Origin of the sequence: Demequina litoralis, from assembly GCF_030418455.1 — a bacterium.
GTDB lineage: Bacteria > Actinomycetota > Actinomycetes > Actinomycetales > Demequinaceae > Demequina > Demequina litoralis.
This window is the reverse complement of the sequence record NZ_JAUHPW010000001.1, coordinates 246,798-264,280: the sequence shown is the minus strand read 5'-3', so window position 1 is coordinate 264,280 and position 17,483 is coordinate 246,798. Positions and strand designations below refer to the sequence as shown.

Genomic DNA, 17,483 nt, shown 5'->3' with positions numbered 1-17,483 from the left:
CCGTGTCCGTCGCGCGCGTCTGCATCGACAGCGAGCTTCCCCACCTCGACCGGCCGTTCGACTACGAGGTCCCCGAGAAGCTCGCGGGAACCGTCGACGTCGGCTCGCGCGTGCGCGTGCGGTTCGCGGGCCGGCTGGTGAACGGCGTCGTCGTGTCGACGGCGGGCGGCAGCGACTTCGAGGGTCGGCTCAGCCCGATCCACTCGTCGTCCGCGGTGCCGTCCTTCACCGCCGAGGCGATCGCCTTCGCCGGCCAGGTCGCGCGCCGTTACGGCGGCGGGCTGTGGGACGTCCTGCGGCTCATGGCGCCCCCGCGCGTCGCCGGCGTCGAGAAGCGCGACTGGTCCACGGTCGAGCACGACGAGCAGGCCTTCCGCGAGGCGTACGCGACACTCGCGCCCGCCGCCGAGGCGGTCTCGCTGCCCGCCGCCGTCGCGAGCGGCGCCCGCATCGTCTGGGAGGCGGTGCCCGACCCGGCCTTGCGTCACGGGCTGCCCGTCGAGGCGCTGCTCGCACCCGCGGCCGAGGTGGCCGCGCGCGGCCTCACGTCGATCGTGATCCTGCCCGACGCGCGCGCCCTCGCCGCGGCCGCCGACGCGCTCACCCGTGCCGGGCTGGCGCGCTGGACGTCGCGGTCGGGTGGCCACTTCACGGTGCTGCACGCCGACGACGGACCCGCCGTGCGCTTCGGCTCGTACCTCGCCGCGATGCACGGCCACGCCCGCATCGTGCTGGGGACGCGGCCCGCCGCGATGCAGCCGGTGCCGAACCTGGGCCTGCTGGTCATGTGGGACGAGGCGTCGACCGTCTACGAGGACCCGCACGCGCCGTACCCGCACGCCCGCACAGTCGCCGCGATGCGCGCCGACGAGGCCGGCGCCGGCGTGCTGCTGGCCGGCTACGCGCCCTCGGTCGAGGCGATGGCGCTCGTCGCGCACGGCTGGGCCGAGCGCGCCGCGGTGCCCCGCGCCGACGTCCGCGTGGCCACGCCGCTCGTGACGATCATCGACGACGAGCGCCGCGAGGCCGAGGGCGCCTCCGGCTGGCATTGGATGCCCGGCCAGGTGTGGCGCCGCGCCCGCGCCGCGCTCGAGGACGGGCCCGTGGGCATCGTCGTGCCCCGCGCGGGGTACGTGCGGGCGACCGCGTGCGCACGATGCGGCGAGTGGGCGTCGTGCACCTCCTGCGGCGGGCCGCTGCGCAAGGAGTCCGCGGTCGCGACCCTCCACTGCGCCGACTGCGGCGCCGACCACCCGCACTGGCACTGCGCCGAATGCGGGTCTCCCGCGACCAAGCAGTTGCGCCAGGGCGTCGAGCGCATCGCCGAGCAGGTCCGCGCGATGGCAGGGTCGGTGCCCGTGACGCTGTCCGCCGGCGCGGTCGGCACCGTCGCGGACGGCGAGGTCACGGAGGGCATCGTGGTCGCGACCCCCGCCGCGCTGCCGGCCGTCACGGGCGGCTACGCGCGCATCGTCATCGTGGGCGCCGAGGTCCCCGCGGGAGGCGCGCTCGGCGCCGAGCTCCAGGCCATGCGCTGGTGGCTGTCCATCGCGGCCCTCGCCCGGCCCCGCGGCGCCGGGGGAGAGGTGATCGCGGTCGGCGAGCTGCCGCCCGTGGTGCGCGAGGCGCTCGTCGGCTGGAACGCGGCCGAGGCCGCGTGGGACGCGTACGGCGAGCGCGCGGACCTCGCGCTGCCGCCGTACCGGCGCGCGATCCGGTTGTGGGGCGAGACGCCCGTGCTCACGCTCGCGCTGTCCGAGACGGTCGAGGGGGAGCGCCTCGAGCGCCACCGCGACGTGGCCGTCGTCGAGGCCAAGGGCGGGGTCATCCTCCTCGTGACCAGGCGCGCGACGCAGTCCGTGGTGGACACCCTGCGCCGCCGTCAGCAGGAGTTCTCGAAGGCGGGCGACGGCGAGCTGCGCATGCGCGTCGACGCGCCCCTCGACCCCGTCTCCTGACCCGTCCGGCGGCCCGGGTGGCGGGGCCCCGCCACTACGATGGTGGGATGCGCCTGATCTTCGCCGGAACGCCCGAGATCGCCGTCCCGACGCTGGCCGCCCTCGAGGGCGCGGGCCACGAGATCGTGGCCGTGCTCACCCAGCCCGACGCCCGCGGCAAGCGCGGCCGGACCCTCCACCCGTCGCCCGTGAAGGCCTACGCGCTCGAGCGCGGGCTCGACGTCTGGACCCCCGAGAAGGCCTCGGCTCCCGAGGTGGTCGCGCGCATCGAGGAGCTCGAGGTCGACGCCGCGGCGGTGGTCGCGTACGGCCAGATCCTGCGCCCCGCGCTGCTCGCGGCCGTCCGCCTCGCGTGGGTCAACCTCCACTTCTCCGTGCTGCCCGCCTGGCGCGGCGCCGCCCCCGTCCAGCGCGCCATCATGGGCGGCGACGACGTCACCGGCGCGAGCACGTTCGTCATCGAGAAGGGCCTCGACACGGGCCCGGTCATCGGCACGCTCACCGAGCGGATCCGCGCCACCGACACGGCCGGGGACCTGCTCGAGCGGCTCGCGACCCTCGGCGCCCCGCTCATGGTGCAGTCGCTCGAGGCGCTCGACTCCGGCATCGCGCGGCCCGCCGCACAGGGCGAGGAGGACGTCAGCTACGCCGCCAAGCTCACCCGCGAGGACGCCTACGTCCGCTGGGACCTCGCCGCCCACGTGGTCGACCGCCGCATCCGCGGCTGCACGCCCGCGCCCGGGGCCTGGACCACGCTCCCCGACGGCTCGGTCGCCAAGCTCGGCCCGGTCTCGCCGCGCCTGCAGCGCTCCGGGACCGCGCCCGGCCAGGTGAGGTTCGAGGAGGGCGAGGTGCTCATCGGCACGGGCACCGACCCGGTCGCGCTCGGCTGGATCGCGCCCGCCGGCAAGAAGCCGATGGACGCCGCCGCCTGGTGGCGCGGCGCACGCCTGGGCGAGAGCGCCCAGCTGGGGGAGGCATGAGCCGCGCACGGGACGTCGCCTACGACTGCGTGATGGCGGTCTCGACCGAGGGCGCCTACGCCAACCTGCTCATGCCGTCGCTGCTCGAGCGGATGCGGCTCGAGGGCCGCGACGCCGGCTTCGCCACCGAGCTCGCGTACGGCACCCTGCGCATGCGCGGCCTGTACGACGCGATCGTGGAGAAGGCCTCCGGCCGGGACCCGCGCGACCTCGACCCCGAGGTGCGCGTCTCGCTGTGGCTCGGCATCCACCAGCACCTCGCGATGCGCGTGCCCCCGCACGCCGCCGTCAACGAGACCGTGTCCCAGGTGCGCCGCGAGCGCGGCCAGGGCGCCTCGAAGCTGGCCAACGCCGTGATGCGCCGCGTGACCGAGCGCGACGCCGACGCCTGGCTCGCCGTCGTCGCATCGGGCGACTCGCGCCAGGCCGTCGCCACCCGCCACTCGCATCCCGAGTGGGTGGTGCGCGAGCTCGAGGACGCGCTCGCCGCCGACGGCCACAGCGGCGAGGTGAGCGCGCTGCTCGAGTCCGACAACTCGCCCGCCCGCGTCACGCTCGTCGCCCGCCCGGGCCTGGTCGACCGCGAGGAGCTCATCCAGCAGGCCGGGGGAGAGGCGGGCGAGTACTCGCCGTACGCGGTCGTGCTCCCGGGCGGACGCCCGGGCGACCTCGAGGCGGTCGCCGAGGGCACCGCGGCCGTCCAGGACGAGGGCAGCCAGGTGGTCGCCGCAGCCCTCGCCGCCGCCCAGCCGGTCGAGCCCGGCGAGCGCTGGCTCGACCTCTGCTCCGGCCCCGGCGGGAAGGCGGCGCTGCTCGGCGCGCTCGCCGCCGACGGCGCCGCGACCCTCGACGCCGTCGAGCTCCACCAGCACCGCGCGGACCTCGTGCGCCGCTCCACCCGCGCGGTCCCCGAGGGCGTCGTCACCATCCACACCGGCGACGGCACCACCTGGGGCGACGACGGCACGTACGACCGCATCGTCCTCGACGCGCCCTGCTCGGGCCTGGGCGCGCTGCGCCGCCGCCCCGAGTCGCGATGGCGTCGCCAGCCCGAGGACCTCGACGAGCTCGTGCCGCTCCAGAAGGCGCTCCTGGCCAACGCGGAGCGGCTGCTGGCCCCCGGCGGCCTGCTCGCCTACATCACGTGCTCGCCCGTGCTCGCCGAGACGCGGGACGTCGTCGCCGGCACCACGCTGCGCCAGCTCGACGCGCGCGACTCGGTCGCGGCCGTCACCGGGACCACGCCGCGCATGTGGGGCGAGGGGCCGCACGTCCAGCTGTGGACGCACATCCACGGCACGGACTCGATGTTCCTCGCGCTCCTCGAGAAGCCCGGCGTCTGACCCTCGCGATACGCTCGCCACAGGCGACGGAGGAGTGCTGATGGCGCAGACGGTCCCCGGGGATCCCGCGTACCTCGCCGCGCAGCGCGCGGACCTGCTGCGCTTCGCGCACGGGGCGGCCACGGACGACGGCTTCGGCTGGCTGTCCGAGACGGGACGGCTCGACCGCGAGCGCCCCGTCGAGCTGTGGATCACCTGCCGCATGACGCACGTGGCCGCGCTCGGGATGCTCGCGGCGGAGCCGCCCGCACCCGGCGGCCCGGACGCGGCGGCGCTCGGCGCGATGGCCGCGCACGGCGTGCGCGCCCTGCGGCGCCGGCTCCGGGACCGCGAGCACGACGGCTGGTACGCCGCGATGCGCGACGGCGTCCCCACGGTGACCACCAAGCAGGCGTACGGCCACGCGTTCGTGGTGCTCGCCGCATCGTCCGCCGTCGCCGCCGACGTCACGGGCGCCCGCCAGCTGCTCGAGGACGCCCTCGAGGTGTCCCTCACCCACTTCTGGGACGAGGAGGAGGGGCTCTCGGTCGAGGAGTGGGACGCGGGCTGGCGCCGCCTCGACCGCTACCGCGGCGTCAACGCCAACATGCACACGGTCGAGGCCTACCTCGCCGCCGGCGACGTCACCGGCGAGCGCGAGTGGCACGAGCGCGCCGGCCGAATCTCCGCGCGGGTGGCCGGCTGGGCGCGCGACAACGACTGGCGCATCCCCGAGCACTTCGACGCCGCGTGGCGCCCCATGCTCGAGCACCACCGCGACGAGCCCGCGCACCCGTTCCGGCCCTACGGCGCGACCGTCGGGCACGGGCTCGAATGGGCACGGCTCCTGCTCAGCGTCGACCTCACGCTGTGGGAGGACTCCCCACCCGACCTGCGCGAGGCGGCCGTGGCGCTCTACGACCGCGCCGTCGCGGACGGCTGGGACGCGGACGGCGCCCCGGGCTTCGTCTACACCACCGGCTGGGACGGCGCGCCCGTGGTCCGCGAGCGCATGCACTGGGTCCTCGCGGAGGCCGTCAACGCCGCCGAGGCCCTCCGCCAGGTCACGGGCGAGGACCGCTACGCGACGGACGCCGCCGCCTGGTGGGCCTACGCGGACCGCCACCTCGTCGACCACGAGCACGGCTCGTGGCACCACGAGCTCGACCCGCAGAACCGTCCGGCCGGCACGGTGTGGCCCGGCAAGCCCGACGTCTACCACGCCTATCAGGCGGCCCTGCTGCCCGCGCTGCCGCTGGTCCCGAGCTTCGCGACCGCGCTCAAGGCGGGGGGCCTGCGCCGCTAGGCTCGGTCCCATGGGCATCCAGATCGCGCCGAGCATCCTGTCCGCCGACTTCGCCAACCTCGAGCGGGACATCCTCGCCGTGAGCGACGCGGACTGGCTCCACGTGGACGTCATGGACGGGCACTTCGTGCCCAACCTCACCCTCGGCCTGCCCGTCGTCGAGCGCCTCGCGCAGGTGTCGCCGCTGCCCCTCGACGTGCACCTCATGATCGACGACCCCGACCGGTGGGCGCCGCGCTACGCGGAGATCGGCGCGACGTCCGTGACGTTCCACCTCGAGGCCGCCGCCGACCCGCGCACCATCGCGGCGGACCTCCGCAGCATGGGCGCGCGCGCCTCGTGCGCCATCAAGCCGGGCACGCCCGTCGAGGACGTGCTGCCGCTGCTCGACACCCTCGACATGGTGCTCGTCATGACCGTCGAGCCCGGCTTCGGCGGCCAGGCCTTCATGGCCGACATGATGCCCAAGCTCCGCACGCTGCGCGCCGCCGCCGAGGCCGCCGGCCGCGACCTGTGGCTGCAGGCCGACGGCGGCGTCGCCCGCGACACCATCCAGACGGTCGTCGAGGCGGGCGGCGACGTCCTGGTCGCCGGCTCCGCGATCTACGGCGCCGCGGACCGCGGCGCGGAGATCGGCGCCCTGCGCGCGCTGGGCGAGGCGGTGCACCATCGCTGACCATCTCGCGCGCGCCGTCGAGCTCGCCCTCCGGGGCCCCGCGCACGGCCCCAACCCGCGCGTCGGCTGCGTCCTCGTCGCGCCCGACGGCACCGTCCTGGGCGAGGGCTGGCACCGCGGCGCCGGCACCCCGCACGCCGAGCCCGCCGCGCTGGACGATGCGCGGGACAGAGGCCACGACGTGACGGGCGCCACCGCGTACGTCACCCTCGAGCCGTGCTCCCACACGGGACGCACCGGTCCGTGCACCGACGCCCTCACGCGCGCCGGCGTCGCCGCGGTCCGCTACGCCGTCGAGGATCCCAACCCGCTGGCCGCGGGCGGGGGAGAGGTGCTGCGCTCGCGCGGTATCGACGCGACCTACGCGCCCTCGCGGGCCGCGTGGGAGGTCAACCGGCGCTGGCTCGGCGCGGTCGCGCACGGCCGCCCCTGGGTGATCGCGAAGTGGGCGCAGACCCTCGACGGCCGCACCGCAGCCGCCGACGGCACCAGCTTCTGGGTCACCGGCGAGGAGGCACGCGCCCACGCGCACGGCGTGCGTGCCGAGGTGGACGCGATCCTCGTGGGCACCGGCACCGTCCGCGCCGACGACCCGGCCCTGTCCGCTCGCCCGCCCCACGTGGCGGAGCCGCACCAGCCCCTGCGCGCCGTCATGGGGATGTCCGACACGTTCGGCGCCAAGGTCTGGCACGACGAGAACGCGATCGCCATCCGCTCCCACGACCCCCACGAGGCGCTGGCGGCGCTCGAGGCGCGCGAGGTGCGTACCGTGGTGGTGGAGGGCGGCGGCACCGTCACCACGGCCTTCCTGCGCGCGGGCCTCGTCGACGAGGTCCACGCCTACATCGCCCCCGCGATCCTCGGCTCCGGCACGAACGCCGTGGGAGACCTGGGAATCGGGACGATGGGCGGCGCGTTGAGGGGCCAGGATGTGACGGCGACCGCCCTGGGCGTCGATACGCTGGTCACCGCCTTCTTCCAGAGAGGACCGCAGTAGATGTTCACCGGCATCGTCGAGTCGCTCGGCACCGTCACCGAGGTGACCGGTACCGAGGCGAGCTCGCGGCTCACCATCGAGGCCCCCGGCCTCACCGACCTCGTCCACGGCGAGTCCATCGCCGTGCACGGCGTGTGTCTCACCGTCGCCGACCACGCGGGCTCCACGTGGACCGCCGACGTCATGCGCGTCACGCTCGAGACCACGGCGCTCGGCGACCTGCGCGCGGGCGACCGCGTCAACCTCGAGCGGGCCACGCCCGCGGGCGGCCGCCTGGGCGGCCACATCATGCAGGGCCACGTCGACGGCGTCGCGGTCCTCGTCGAGCGCGACTCGCAGCCCGAGTGGACCGACCTCACGTTCGAGATCCCCGAGGACCTCACGCGCTACGTGGTGCGCAAGGGCTCGATCGCCCTGGGCGGCGTCTCGCTCACCGTCGCGGAGATCGACGGCACGCGCGTGACCGTCTCGCTCATCCCCACCACCCTCGCGGAGACCACCTTCGGCACCATCGCCGCGGGCGACCGCGTCAACGTCGAGGTCGACGTGGTGGCCAAGTACGTCGAGAAGCTCGTGGCGGCCCACGCATGAGCGTCGACGTCATCGCCCTCGTCGAGCAGGCGCTCGAGGACATGCGCGCCGGCAAGCCGGTGCTCGTGTCGGACTCGCGCGACCGGGAGGACGAGGCCGACTTCATCATGGCCGCGGAGACCGCGACGGTCGACTGGATCGCGTGGGGCATCCGCCACTCGAGCGGCTACCTGTGCGCGCCCATGCCGACCGAGCGCGCGGACGCCCTCAACCTGCCGCTCATGGTGCCCAGCAGCCAGGACCCTCGCCGCACCGCCTACACGGTGTCCGTCGACGCGGCGGCCGGCGTCACCACCGGCATCTCCGCCGCGGACCGCACCACCACCCTCAAGGTGCTGGCCAACCCGGACGCGGCCGCCGACGACCTCATCCGTCCCGGCCACGTGCTGCCCCTGCGCGCCGTGCCCGGCGGCGTCCTGCATCGTCCCGGCCACACCGAGGCATGCGTCGACCTGTGCCGCCTCGCGGGCCTGTCGCCCGTGGGCGTCATCGGCGAGATGGTCAACGACGACGGCACGATGATGCGGCAGGGCGACGCGACCGCGATCGCCGAGCGTGACGGCCTCACGTTCCTCACCATCGCGGATCTCATCGACTACCGCCGTGCCGTGGGCGACCAGCCGCCGCCCATCGCGGCGCGCCCCGAGCGCGTCCTCCACGTGGGGGAGTCGCGCCTGCCGACCGCGCACGGCGAGGTGACGATCCATGCCTACCGGGATGCACGCACCGGCGACGAGCATGTCGCGCTCGTGGTGCCGCCCAAGGCGGGGACCGTGCCGGTGGTGCGCGTGCACTCCGAGTGCCTCACGGGCGACGCCTTCGGCTCGCAGCGCTGCGACTGCGGCCCGCAGCTCGACGCCGCCATCGCGCGCATCGTCGAGGACGGCGGCGCGGTGGTGTACCTGCGCGGCCACGAGGGCCGCGGCATCGGCATCGCCGCGAAGATCCAGGCCTACGCACTCCAGGACGACGGGCTCGACACCGTCGACGCGAACACCCACCTGGGGCTGCCGGTCGACCGCCGCGAGTACGGCGCCGCCGCCTCGATCCTGCACGACCTGGGCCTCACCCGCATCCGGCTGCTGACGAACAACCCGGCGAAGGTCGAGGGCCTGCGCGCGTCGGGCGTCGACTGCATCGAGCGCATCCCGCACCGCGTGGGCGCCCACCCCGAGAACGAGCAGTACCTCCGCACCAAGATCGAGCGGATGGGCCACCTGTTGGGAGACAACGCATGAGCGGTGCCGGAGCACCCGTCGTCGAGGTCGACGCGAACGACCTCACCATCGAGATCGTCGCGAGCCTGTGGCACACCGAGGTGATGGACGGCCTCGTCGCCGGCGCGATCCGCGCCGCCGAGAAGGCCGGCGCCGCGTACCGCGTCACGCGCGTTCCGGGCGCCTTCGAGCTGCCGGTGGTCGCCGAGGCGCTCGCTCGGAAGGGCGCGGACGCGATCGCGTGCCTCGGCGTCGTGATCCGCGGCGGCACCCCGCACTTCGAGTACGTCTGCGACGCCGTCACCCGCGGCCTCACGGACGTGGCGCGCACCCACGCGACCCCGGTGGGCTTCGGCATCCTCACCACCGACGACGATGCGCAGGCCCTCGACCGCGCGGGCCTGCCCGGCTCCAGCGAGGACAAGGGCGCGGAGGCCGTCGAGGCCGCGCTGGCGACCGCGGTGGTGCTCAAGGGCCTGTAGCTCTGTCGACTGCCAATGACAAGGGTGACAGGTGGGGTTGCCGGGCGCGGCGGCGCCGGCCCCGGGCGCCACACCCCTCACTTCTGTCACATGCTCCATTGGGAATCGTCAACCCCGATAGGCTGGCGGGCGTGAAGACGTTCGAGAGCCTGTTCGAAGAGCTGCAGCGCCGCGCCGTGGAGCGCCCCGAGGGATCGAGCACCGTCGCGATGCTTGACAAGGGCGTCCATGCCATCGGCAAGAAGCTGGTCGAGGAGGCCGCCGAGTCCTGGATGGCCTCCGAGTACCAGACGCCCGAGGAGGCCGCCGAGGAGATCTCCCAGCTGCTCTACTGGGCGCAGGTGATGATGGTGGCCAAGGGCCTCACGCTCGACGACGTCTACAAGAACCTCTAGGGGAGAGAAGTGCTCCGCATCGCCGTGCCCAACAAGGGCTCCCTGTCCGACCCCGCCGTGCAGCTCCTCAAGGAGGCCGGCTACAAGCAGCGCCGCGACCCGCGCGAGCTGGTGCTCGTCGACGAGCGCAACGACGTCGAGTTCTTCTTCCTGCGTCCGCGCGACGTCGCCGTCTACGTGGGCGCCGGCACGGTCGACGCCGGCATCACCGGCCGCGACCTGCTCATCGACTCCGGCGCGGACGCCGTCGAGCACCTCGAGCTCGGATTCGGCGGCTCGACCTTCCGCTACGCCGCCGCCCCGGGCGTAGCCTCGTCGATCCTCGACATCGACGGCAAGCGCGTCGCCACCAGCTACCCGCGCCTGGTCGAGCAGCACCTCGCCTCGCACGGCGTCACCGCGCACGTGGTCCGCCTCGACGGCGCCGTCGAGTCGTCGGTGCGCCTCGGCGTCGCCGACGTGGTCGCCGACGTGGTGTCGACCGGCACCACGCTGCGCGCCGCCGGCCTCGAGATCTTCGGCGACCCGATCCTGGGCTCCGAGGCGATCCTCATCCGCGCGCAGGACGCGCCGGTGGAGGACATCGCGATCCTCACGGGTCGCCTCCGCGGCGTCCTCACCGCCCGCCGCTTCGTGCTCGTCGACTACGACGTGCCCTCCGACCGCCTCGACGCGGCCATCGCGGTCAGCCCCGGCTTCGAGGCCCCGACGGTGACGCCGCTGCACGGCTCGGACTGGCACGCCGTCCGCGTCATGGTGCCGCGCGCCGAGATGAACCACATCATGGACGCCCTGTACGCGGTGGGCGCCCGCGCGATCCTCACCACCGAGCTGCTCGCGGTCCGCGTCTGATGGCGGTCCCCAAGCACCAGCGCCTCCTCAACCTCATCATCGGCCTCTCGAGCACCCGGCACCGCCTCACGCGGGACCAGATCCGCGACACCATCGAGGGCTACGAGCCGCTCCCGCACGGCGCCTCCGAGGAGGAGGTCCGCAAGGCGGAGCAGAGCTTCGAGCGCATGTTCGAGCGCGACAAGAAGGAGCTGCGCGAGCTCGGCGTCCCGGTCGAGACGGTCGAGGACCCGGTCCACGGCGACGAGATCGGCTACCGCATCCGCCCGGCGGAGGCGGCGATGCCGGCGCTCGACCTCACCGCCGCGGAACTCGCGGTGCTGGGCGTCGCGACGGACTACTGGCGTGGCGCCGTCCTCGGCTCCGATGCGACCCAGGCCGTCATGAAGCTCGCATCCTCCGCCGAGCACGGCCCGCGCGTCGAGCTGCCCTTCGCGGCGCTGCCCGCCGTGGGGAACGATGCGGTGGCCGCCCTGGTCGAGGCCGTCGCCGACCGCTGCACGGTCCGCTTCGAGTACTCCTCGTCGAGCTCGGGCGCGGGCACCCGCACCATCGAGCCGTGGCGCGTGGTGCTGCGCGCGGGCGTCCCGTACGTCATCGGCTTCGACCGCGACCGCGAGGCCGCACGCACCTTCCGTGTGCAGCGCATCGGCGGCGCCGTCACCCCCGTGGGGGAGCCCGGCGCCTACGACATCCCCGAGGAGATCCCCCTCGGCGCCCTCGGCGAGAGCGAGGACGTGCGCACCGCCCGCGTGGCCGTCCGCCCCGAGTCGGGCCACGCCGTGCGCCGTCGCGGCACCGCCGCCGGCGTCGACGGCGGCTGGGACCTCTACGACGTCGAGTACGCGCACGCCGACGCCCTCGTGGCGGAGGTGCTCGCGCTCGCCGGGGGAGCCCGCATCGTCTCGCCCAAGGAGCTAGCCGATGCGGTGACGAGGGCCGCGACCGCGGCGCTGGAGGTGGCGCGTGGCTGAGCAGGCGACGGACAGGCTGGTGCGGATGCTCGGCATCCTCACGTACGTCGAGAGGCACGGCGACACGCCGTTCGCGGAGCTCGCCGAGCACTTCGGGGTGACGGTCGCGCAGGTGCGCGCCGACCTCAACGCGCTGTGGGTCGCGTCGGAGCCCGGCGACTCGTGGTTCCCCATCGACTTCTCCGCCGACGCGTACGACGCGGACATCGCGGCGCTCGTGCGCAACGACGGCGTCTCCCAGGTGCGGCTCTCGCCCCGCGAGGCCGTGGCGCTCGTGGGCGCGCTGTCGACCATGGGTGCGGCGGGCGCGCTGCCCGAGGCCGGCACCCAGGTCCTCGACAAGCTCCGCGGCGCGCTCCAGGAGCCCGTCACCGTGCTGGGCGACGACCACGTGCCCGACGAGACCCGCGAGCCCCTGCTCGAGGCGATGCGCCGCTACCGCCTCGCGGAGGTCGAGTACGTCGACGCGCAGGACCGCCGCACCACCCGCGTCGTCGACCCGCACCGCCTCGTCGTCATCGACGGCCACGCGTACCTCGAGTGCTTCTGCCGCCGCGCGCAGGACTACCGCGTGCTGCGCCTCGACCGGATCGCCGCGGTCACGGTGCTCGACGCCGCCGTCGAGCACCCGCCCACGGACTCCGCCGGCTTCACCCTCACGCCCGCCTTCCGGGCGACGGTGCGCATCGCCCGCTCGGGCAGGTACGCGCTCGAGGACATGCCAGGCGTCGCGATCGAGGACGCCGAGGAGGACGTGATCGCCACGTTCGACGTCGCGGACGCCGCCTTCGTCGCGGGCCGCCTGCTGTCGGTCGCGCCGCACCTGCGGGAGGTGCAGCCGAACCGCCTGGTCGACGAGCTGCACCGGCAGGCGCGTTCCGTGCTCGACGTCCAGGGCTAGACTGTCCGCCAGCACCCCGCCTTAAGGAGCATCATGGGACCCCGCGAGATCCTCATCATCCTGCTGATCGTGCTGCTGCTGTTCGGCGCGCCGAAGCTGCCGCAGCTCGCGCGCTCGCTCGGCCAGTCGCTGCGCATCCTCAAGGACGAGACCAGCTCCCTCACGGACGACAAGAAGTCCGACGCCGACACCGACAAGCCCGCGACGTCGTCCTCGGACGAGCCGCGTGACGGCCAGAAGTAGCGCGCGCGGGGGCAATCCCGATGCTCGGATGCCGCTGGCCGAGCATCTGAGGGAGGCCCGCAAGCGACTCGTCCTCGCCGTCGCCGGCCTCGCGGTCGGCATGGTGGCGGGCTGGTTCCTCTACACGCCGGTCTTCGAGGCACTCCAGCGTCCCGTCCTCGACGCGGCGCAGCGCGACGACGCTCTCGTCACCGTCAACTTCTCGGGCGTGGCGACCGCGCTCGACATGCAGATCAAGATGTCGCTGGTGATCGGCCTCATCGTGAGCGCGCCGTGGTGGCTGTACCAGCTGTGGGCGTTCATCGCGCCCGGTCTGCACCGCCGCGAGCGCCGCTACACGTTCGGCTTCCTGGGCGCCGCGATCCCGCTGTTCTCCGCCGGCGTGCTGTTCGGCTGGTGGGTGTTCCCGCGCGCCATCACGATCCTCACCGGCTTCACGCCCGAGGGCGCCGCGAACTTCCTCGACGCGCAGACGTTCATGACCTTCGCCATGCGCCTCATCCTGGCCTTCGGCCTCGCGTTCGTGTTCCCGGTCGTGATGATCGCCCTTACCTGGACCGGCCTGGTGCAGGCCCGCACGTGGCTGCGCGGCTGGCGCTGGGCGGTCTTCCTCATCTTCCTCGCGGCCGCGGTGCTCACGCCCACGCCGGACGCGGTCACGATGCTCTTCATGGCCGGCCCCATGGTCGCGCTGTACTTCGCCGCGTGCGGCGTCGGTGTGCTGCGCGAACGCGCGGTCCGGGGGAGGACCCCCGCGGTATGAGGACCGTCGGCATCATCACCAATCCGACATCGGGGTCGGGGCGGGGCGCACGCAGGGGCGCGGAGGCGAAGGCGGCGCTGGCCGCCGGCGGCCACCACCTCGTCGACCTGTCGCGCGGCTCCTGGGCGGCGTCGTACGAGGCCGCGGTCGCGCATCGTGCCTCCCTGGACGCCCTCGTGGTGGTCGGCGGCGACGGCATGGCCCACCTGGGCCTCCAGGTGTGCGCGGAGACCGACCTGCCGCTCGGCATCGTCGCTGCGGGCTCGGGCGACGACATCGCCGCATCCGTCGGCCTGCCGCGGCACGACATCCCGGCCGCGGTCACCCGCATCGAGGCCGGGCTGCGCGGCGACACGATGCGCGTCGACGTGGGCAAGGTCGAGGGCGGGTCCATCGAGGAGCCGGCGAGCCCGCGCTACTTCGGCGCGGTCCTGTCGGCTGGCCTGGACGCCGCCGTCGCGTCCTACGCGCGCGCGATCTCGTTCCCGCGCGGCCCCCTCAAGTACAAGGTCGCCACCGCGCGCGAGGTGCCCCGCTTCCGGCCCTACGGGGTGCGGGTGACGGCCGATGGCCGCGAGAGGACGATGCGCTGCACGCTCGTCGCGATCGCGAACGCCTCGGTCTTCGGCGGGGGGCTGGTGATCTCCCCGGAGTCCTCGGTCACCGACGGCCGGCTCGAGCTGGTGACCGCCGACGGCATGTCGAAGCGGGACATCGTGCGGCTGTTCGCGAAGCTGCGGGACGGCAGCCACGTCACGGACCCGCTCGTGCGCATCGAGCAGGTCGAGTCCGTGACGATCGTGCCGGACGGGTCGCTCGGCGCGGCCCTCCCGCCCGCCTTCGCGGACGGCGAGCTCGTGGGCGCCACGCCGCTCACCGTCACCGTCGCGCCGCGCGCCCTCACCGTCCTGGGAGGCAAGTAGCCTGGCGGCATGACCAGCCCCGCCGAGCGGTACACGGCCTCGCGCGCGCGTGCCCGCCACGCCGACCTCGCCGAGTTCGAGGCCGAGCTGTCCTTCCCGCTCGACCCGTTCCAGCGGGAGGCCTGCGAGGCGGTCGCCGAGGGCCATAGCGTGCTGGTCGCGGCGCCCACCGGCGCGGGCAAGACGCTCGTGGGCGAGTACGCGGTGCGGCACGCCTACCGCAAGGGCGAGAAGGCGTTCTACACGACCCCGATCAAGGCGCTGTCGAACCAGAAGTTCCACGACCTCGCCAAGGTCTACGGGCCCGAGAACGTGGGCCTGCTCACGGGCGACACCACGCTCAACCACGAGGCGGACATCATCGTGATGACCACCGAGGTGCTGCGCAACATGATCTACGCGGGCTCCGACACGCTCGACAGCCTGGGTGTGGTGATCCTCGACGAGGTTCACTACCTCGCGGACCGCTTCCGCGGCTCGGTGTGGGAGGAGGTCATCATCCACCTCTCCGAGCGCACCTCGATCGTGTCGCTGTCCGCCACAGTCTCGAACGCCGAGGAGTTCGGCGCCTGGCTGGGCGAGGTCCGCGGCGACACCCGCGTGGTGGTGTCCGAGCATCGTCCCGTCCCGCTGTGGCCCCACGCCCTGCTCCGCGAGGGCATCTTCGACCTCTACGCGCCCGGCGTCGACCCCCAGGACCCCGGCCCGACCCCGCGCCTCAACCCCGAGCTCGAGGCCATCACCAAGCGCGCCCGCCATGACGACGGCCGCGGCGGCGGACGCCCCACCCGGGGCGGACGGCGCCCCGCCGCCAGGCGCGCCCCGCCGCGCTTCGCGGTGGTCGACGTGCTCGACCAGCAGGGCCTGCTGCCCGCGATCGTGTTCGTGTTCTCGCGCGCGGGCTGCGAGGACGCCGTCGACCAGGTGCGGGCCTCCGGCATGGTGCTCACCACCGAGGCCGAGCGGCACGAGATCGCCCGCATCATCGAGGAACGATGCGAGGGCGTCCCCTCCGCCGACCTGGGCGCGCTCGGCTACCACCGCTGGCGCGACCACCTCGAGGCGGGCATCGCCGCCCACCACGCGGGCATGATCCCGCTGTTCAAGGAGGTGGTCGAGGAGCTGTTCGCGGCCGGCCTCATCAAGGTGGTCTACGCGACCGAGACCCTCGCGCTGGGGATCAACATGCCGGCCCGGTCGGTGGTGCTCGAGAAGCTCGTCAAGTGGGACGGGCAGGCCCACAAGGACCTCACGGCGGGGGAGTACACGCAGCTCACCGGGCGCGCGGGACGGCGCGGCATCGACGTCGAGGGCCACGCGGTCGTGGTCGAGCACCCCGGCTTCGACGCGCCCCAGCTGGGCCGCCTCGCGTCGCGGCGCACGTACCCGCTCATCAGCTCGTTCCAGCCGTCGTACAACATGGCGGTCAACCTCGTGGCACAGCTGGGCGCCGGGCGGGCGCGCGAGGTGCTCGAGATGTCCTTCGCGCAGTACCAGGCCGACCAGTCGGTGGTGGGCAAGGCCCGCCGGGCCCGCGAGCTCGACTCGACGCTCAAGGGCTACGCCGAAGCGGCCGCGTGCGACAAGGGCGACTTCATGGAGTACGCCGCGCTGCGGGAGCGGCTGGGGCGCCTCCAGAAGCAGGCCTCGAAGCAGGCGACGCGCGCGCGCCAGGAGGCCACCGCGTCGACCCTGGCGGCGCTGCGCCGCGGCGACGTCGTCCGCGTGGGCGGGGGCCGCCGGGCCGGCCTGGCCGCCGTCGTCGAGCCCGACGACAACCCCGTCGCGCCCCGCCCCGTGGTCGTGACCGAGCACGCGCGGGTGCACCGCCTCGCGATCTCCGAGCTCCACCACGGCCTCGAGAAGGTGGGGACCGTCAAGCTGCCGCGGCGGTTCGACTCCCGCAACGCCCGCTCGCGTCGAGAGGTGGCCCAGGTCATCGTCGACTCACGTGGTCACTTCGACCTCGCCCGCTCCAAGCGGCGCACGCCCGCCGCCGACGAGGGCGCCGCCCAGGAGCTCGAGGTGCGCCGCCTCATGCGCGAGCACCCGTGCCACCAGTGCCCCGACCGCGAGGCGCACGCCCGCTGGGCCGAGCGCTACCACCGCACGCTGCGCGACAAGGACCGCGTCGTCGGCGAGATCCAGCGCGCCACCGGGTCGATCGCGCGCGTGTTCGACAAGCGGCTCCAGATCCTCGACGCGCTCGGCTACCTCGACATGGTCGACGGCGAGCCCGAGCTCACCCGCGCCGGCCTCATGATGCGGCGCCTGTACGCGGAGAACGACATCGTCATCGCCGAGGCGCTGCGCACCGGCGCGTGGGACAAGCTCCACCCGCCGGCCCTCGCCGCCGCGGTCTCGACGCTGCTCTACCAGGGGCGACGCGACGACGAGTCGCGCCCGCCGCGGGTGCCGGGCGGCCCCGGCGGCGTGCTCGGAGGCGCCCTCAAGGACACGCTGCGGCTGTGGTCGAAGGTCGACGACATGCAGCGCGAGCGCGGCCTCCCCGACCTGCCGGCCCCGCACTGGGGGATCGTCGGCCCCATCCATGGCTGGGCGCAGGGCAAGGGCCTCGACGTGGTCCTCAAGGACGCCGAGATCGCGCCCGGCGACATGGTCCGCTGGTGCAAGCAGGTGATCGACGCGCTCGACCAGATCGCCGAGGTCGCGCCGAGCGCCTCGGTCCGCGCGGCCGCGCTGCACGCGATCACCGGCATGCGCAGGGGAGTGGTGGCCTACTAGCGGGCTCCTGCCCGATTGCCAATGACATGCGTGACGCATGTGACTGGGGTGCGCGGCCAGTCACTTCTGTCACGCGAGAAGTCATGCGTCACAAGTGTCATTGGGAGTCGGCGCGCCGACTTCCAGGCTATTTGACATGTGTCACGACATATCCC

17 protein-coding genes are annotated in these 17,483 nt (G+C 74.1%); all 17 read left to right on the top strand.

Annotated features, from left to right (window positions below; all coding sequences use genetic code 11):
- The first annotated feature begins 2 nt into the window (after window positions 1–2).
- Window positions 3–1,958 (top strand): primosomal protein N' family DNA-binding protein, encoded by a 1,956-nt coding sequence (locus QQX09_RS01210; protein WP_301130885.1) that lies wholly within the window; start codon window positions 3–5, stop codon window positions 1,956–1,958.
- A gap of 47 nt (window positions 1,959–2,005) precedes the next feature.
- Window positions 2,006–2,941 carry a methionyl-tRNA formyltransferase gene (fmt, locus tag QQX09_RS01205; protein WP_301130884.1) on the top strand — a complete coding sequence of 312 codons (936 nt, stop codon included), beginning with the start codon at window positions 2,006–2,008 and terminating at the stop codon, window positions 2,939–2,941.
- A complete protein-coding gene (locus QQX09_RS01200) occupies window positions 2,938–4,284 on the top strand; it encodes an RsmB/NOP family class I SAM-dependent RNA methyltransferase (protein WP_301130883.1) in 1,347 nt (448 codons plus the stop codon). Before fmt ends, QQX09_RS01200 begins: the two co-directional genes overlap by 4 nt.
- Before the next feature lie 40 nt (window positions 4,285–4,324).
- Window positions 4,325–5,569 (top strand): AGE family epimerase/isomerase, encoded by a 1,245-nt coding sequence (locus QQX09_RS01195; protein WP_301130882.1) that lies wholly within the window; start codon window positions 4,325–4,327, stop codon window positions 5,567–5,569.
- A gap of 10 nt (window positions 5,570–5,579) precedes the next feature.
- Entirely contained in the window at window positions 5,580–6,245 is a 666-nt protein-coding gene (gene rpe, locus QQX09_RS01190) for a ribulose-phosphate 3-epimerase (protein WP_301130881.1), read from the top strand.
- Window positions 6,238–7,242, top strand: coding sequence for a bifunctional diaminohydroxyphosphoribosylaminopyrimidine deaminase/5-amino-6-(5-phosphoribosylamino)uracil reductase RibD (gene ribD, locus QQX09_RS01185; RefSeq protein WP_301131150.1), 1,005 nt, complete (start codon window positions 6,238–6,240; stop codon window positions 7,240–7,242). Before rpe ends, ribD begins: the two co-directional genes overlap by 8 nt.
- The gene (locus QQX09_RS01180) at window positions 7,243–7,833 is read left to right on the top strand and encodes a riboflavin synthase (RefSeq protein ID WP_301130880.1); all 591 of its coding nucleotides are present in this window, start codon (window positions 7,243–7,245) and stop codon (window positions 7,831–7,833) included.
- Window positions 7,830–9,071 (top strand): GTP cyclohydrolase II, encoded by a 1,242-nt coding sequence (gene ribA / locus QQX09_RS01175; protein ID WP_301130879.1) that lies wholly within the window; start codon window positions 7,830–7,832, stop codon window positions 9,069–9,071. The genes QQX09_RS01180 and ribA overlap by 4 nt, the downstream gene beginning before the upstream one ends.
- Window positions 9,068–9,532: a 6,7-dimethyl-8-ribityllumazine synthase gene (gene ribH, locus QQX09_RS01170; protein WP_301130878.1), complete on the top strand. Its 465-nt coding sequence runs from the start codon at window positions 9,068–9,070 to the stop codon at window positions 9,530–9,532. The genes ribA and ribH overlap by 4 nt, the downstream gene beginning before the upstream one ends.
- Window positions 9,533–9,663: 131 nt before the next feature.
- Window positions 9,664–9,927 carry a phosphoribosyl-ATP diphosphatase gene (locus QQX09_RS01165; RefSeq protein ID WP_301130877.1) on the top strand — a complete coding sequence of 88 codons (264 nt, stop codon included), beginning with the start codon at window positions 9,664–9,666 and terminating at the stop codon, window positions 9,925–9,927.
- A 9-nt stretch (window positions 9,928–9,936) separates the two neighbouring features.
- Entirely contained in the window at window positions 9,937–10,779 is an 843-nt protein-coding gene (gene hisG / locus QQX09_RS01160; RefSeq protein WP_301130876.1) for an ATP phosphoribosyltransferase, read from the top strand.
- Entirely contained in the window at window positions 10,779–11,753 is a 975-nt protein-coding gene (locus tag QQX09_RS01155) for a helix-turn-helix transcriptional regulator (protein ID WP_301130875.1), read from the top strand. The genes hisG and QQX09_RS01155 overlap by 1 nt, the downstream gene beginning before the upstream one ends.
- Window positions 11,746–12,654 (top strand): helix-turn-helix transcriptional regulator, encoded by a 909-nt coding sequence (locus tag QQX09_RS01150; protein WP_301130874.1) that lies wholly within the window; start codon window positions 11,746–11,748, stop codon window positions 12,652–12,654. The genes QQX09_RS01155 and QQX09_RS01150 overlap by 8 nt, the downstream gene beginning before the upstream one ends.
- Window positions 12,655–12,687: 33 nt before the next feature.
- Window positions 12,688–12,897: a twin-arginine translocase TatA/TatE family subunit gene (gene tatA / locus QQX09_RS01145; RefSeq protein WP_301130873.1), complete on the top strand. Its 210-nt coding sequence runs from the start codon at window positions 12,688–12,690 to the stop codon at window positions 12,895–12,897.
- Window positions 12,898–12,925: 28 nt separating this feature from the next.
- Window positions 12,926–13,660, top strand: coding sequence for a twin-arginine translocase subunit TatC (tatC, locus tag QQX09_RS01140; protein WP_301130872.1), 735 nt, complete (start codon window positions 12,926–12,928; stop codon window positions 13,658–13,660).
- Window positions 13,657–14,583: a diacylglycerol/lipid kinase family protein gene (locus QQX09_RS01135; protein WP_301130871.1), complete on the top strand. Its 927-nt coding sequence runs from the start codon at window positions 13,657–13,659 to the stop codon at window positions 14,581–14,583. Before tatC ends, QQX09_RS01135 begins: the two co-directional genes overlap by 4 nt.
- Window positions 14,584–14,592: 9 nt before the next feature.
- On the top strand, window positions 14,593–17,328 hold the full coding sequence (locus QQX09_RS01130) for a DEAD/DEAH box helicase (protein WP_301130870.1): 2,736 nt from the start codon (window positions 14,593–14,595) through the stop codon (window positions 17,326–17,328).
- Window positions 17,329–17,483 lie beyond the last annotated feature (155 nt).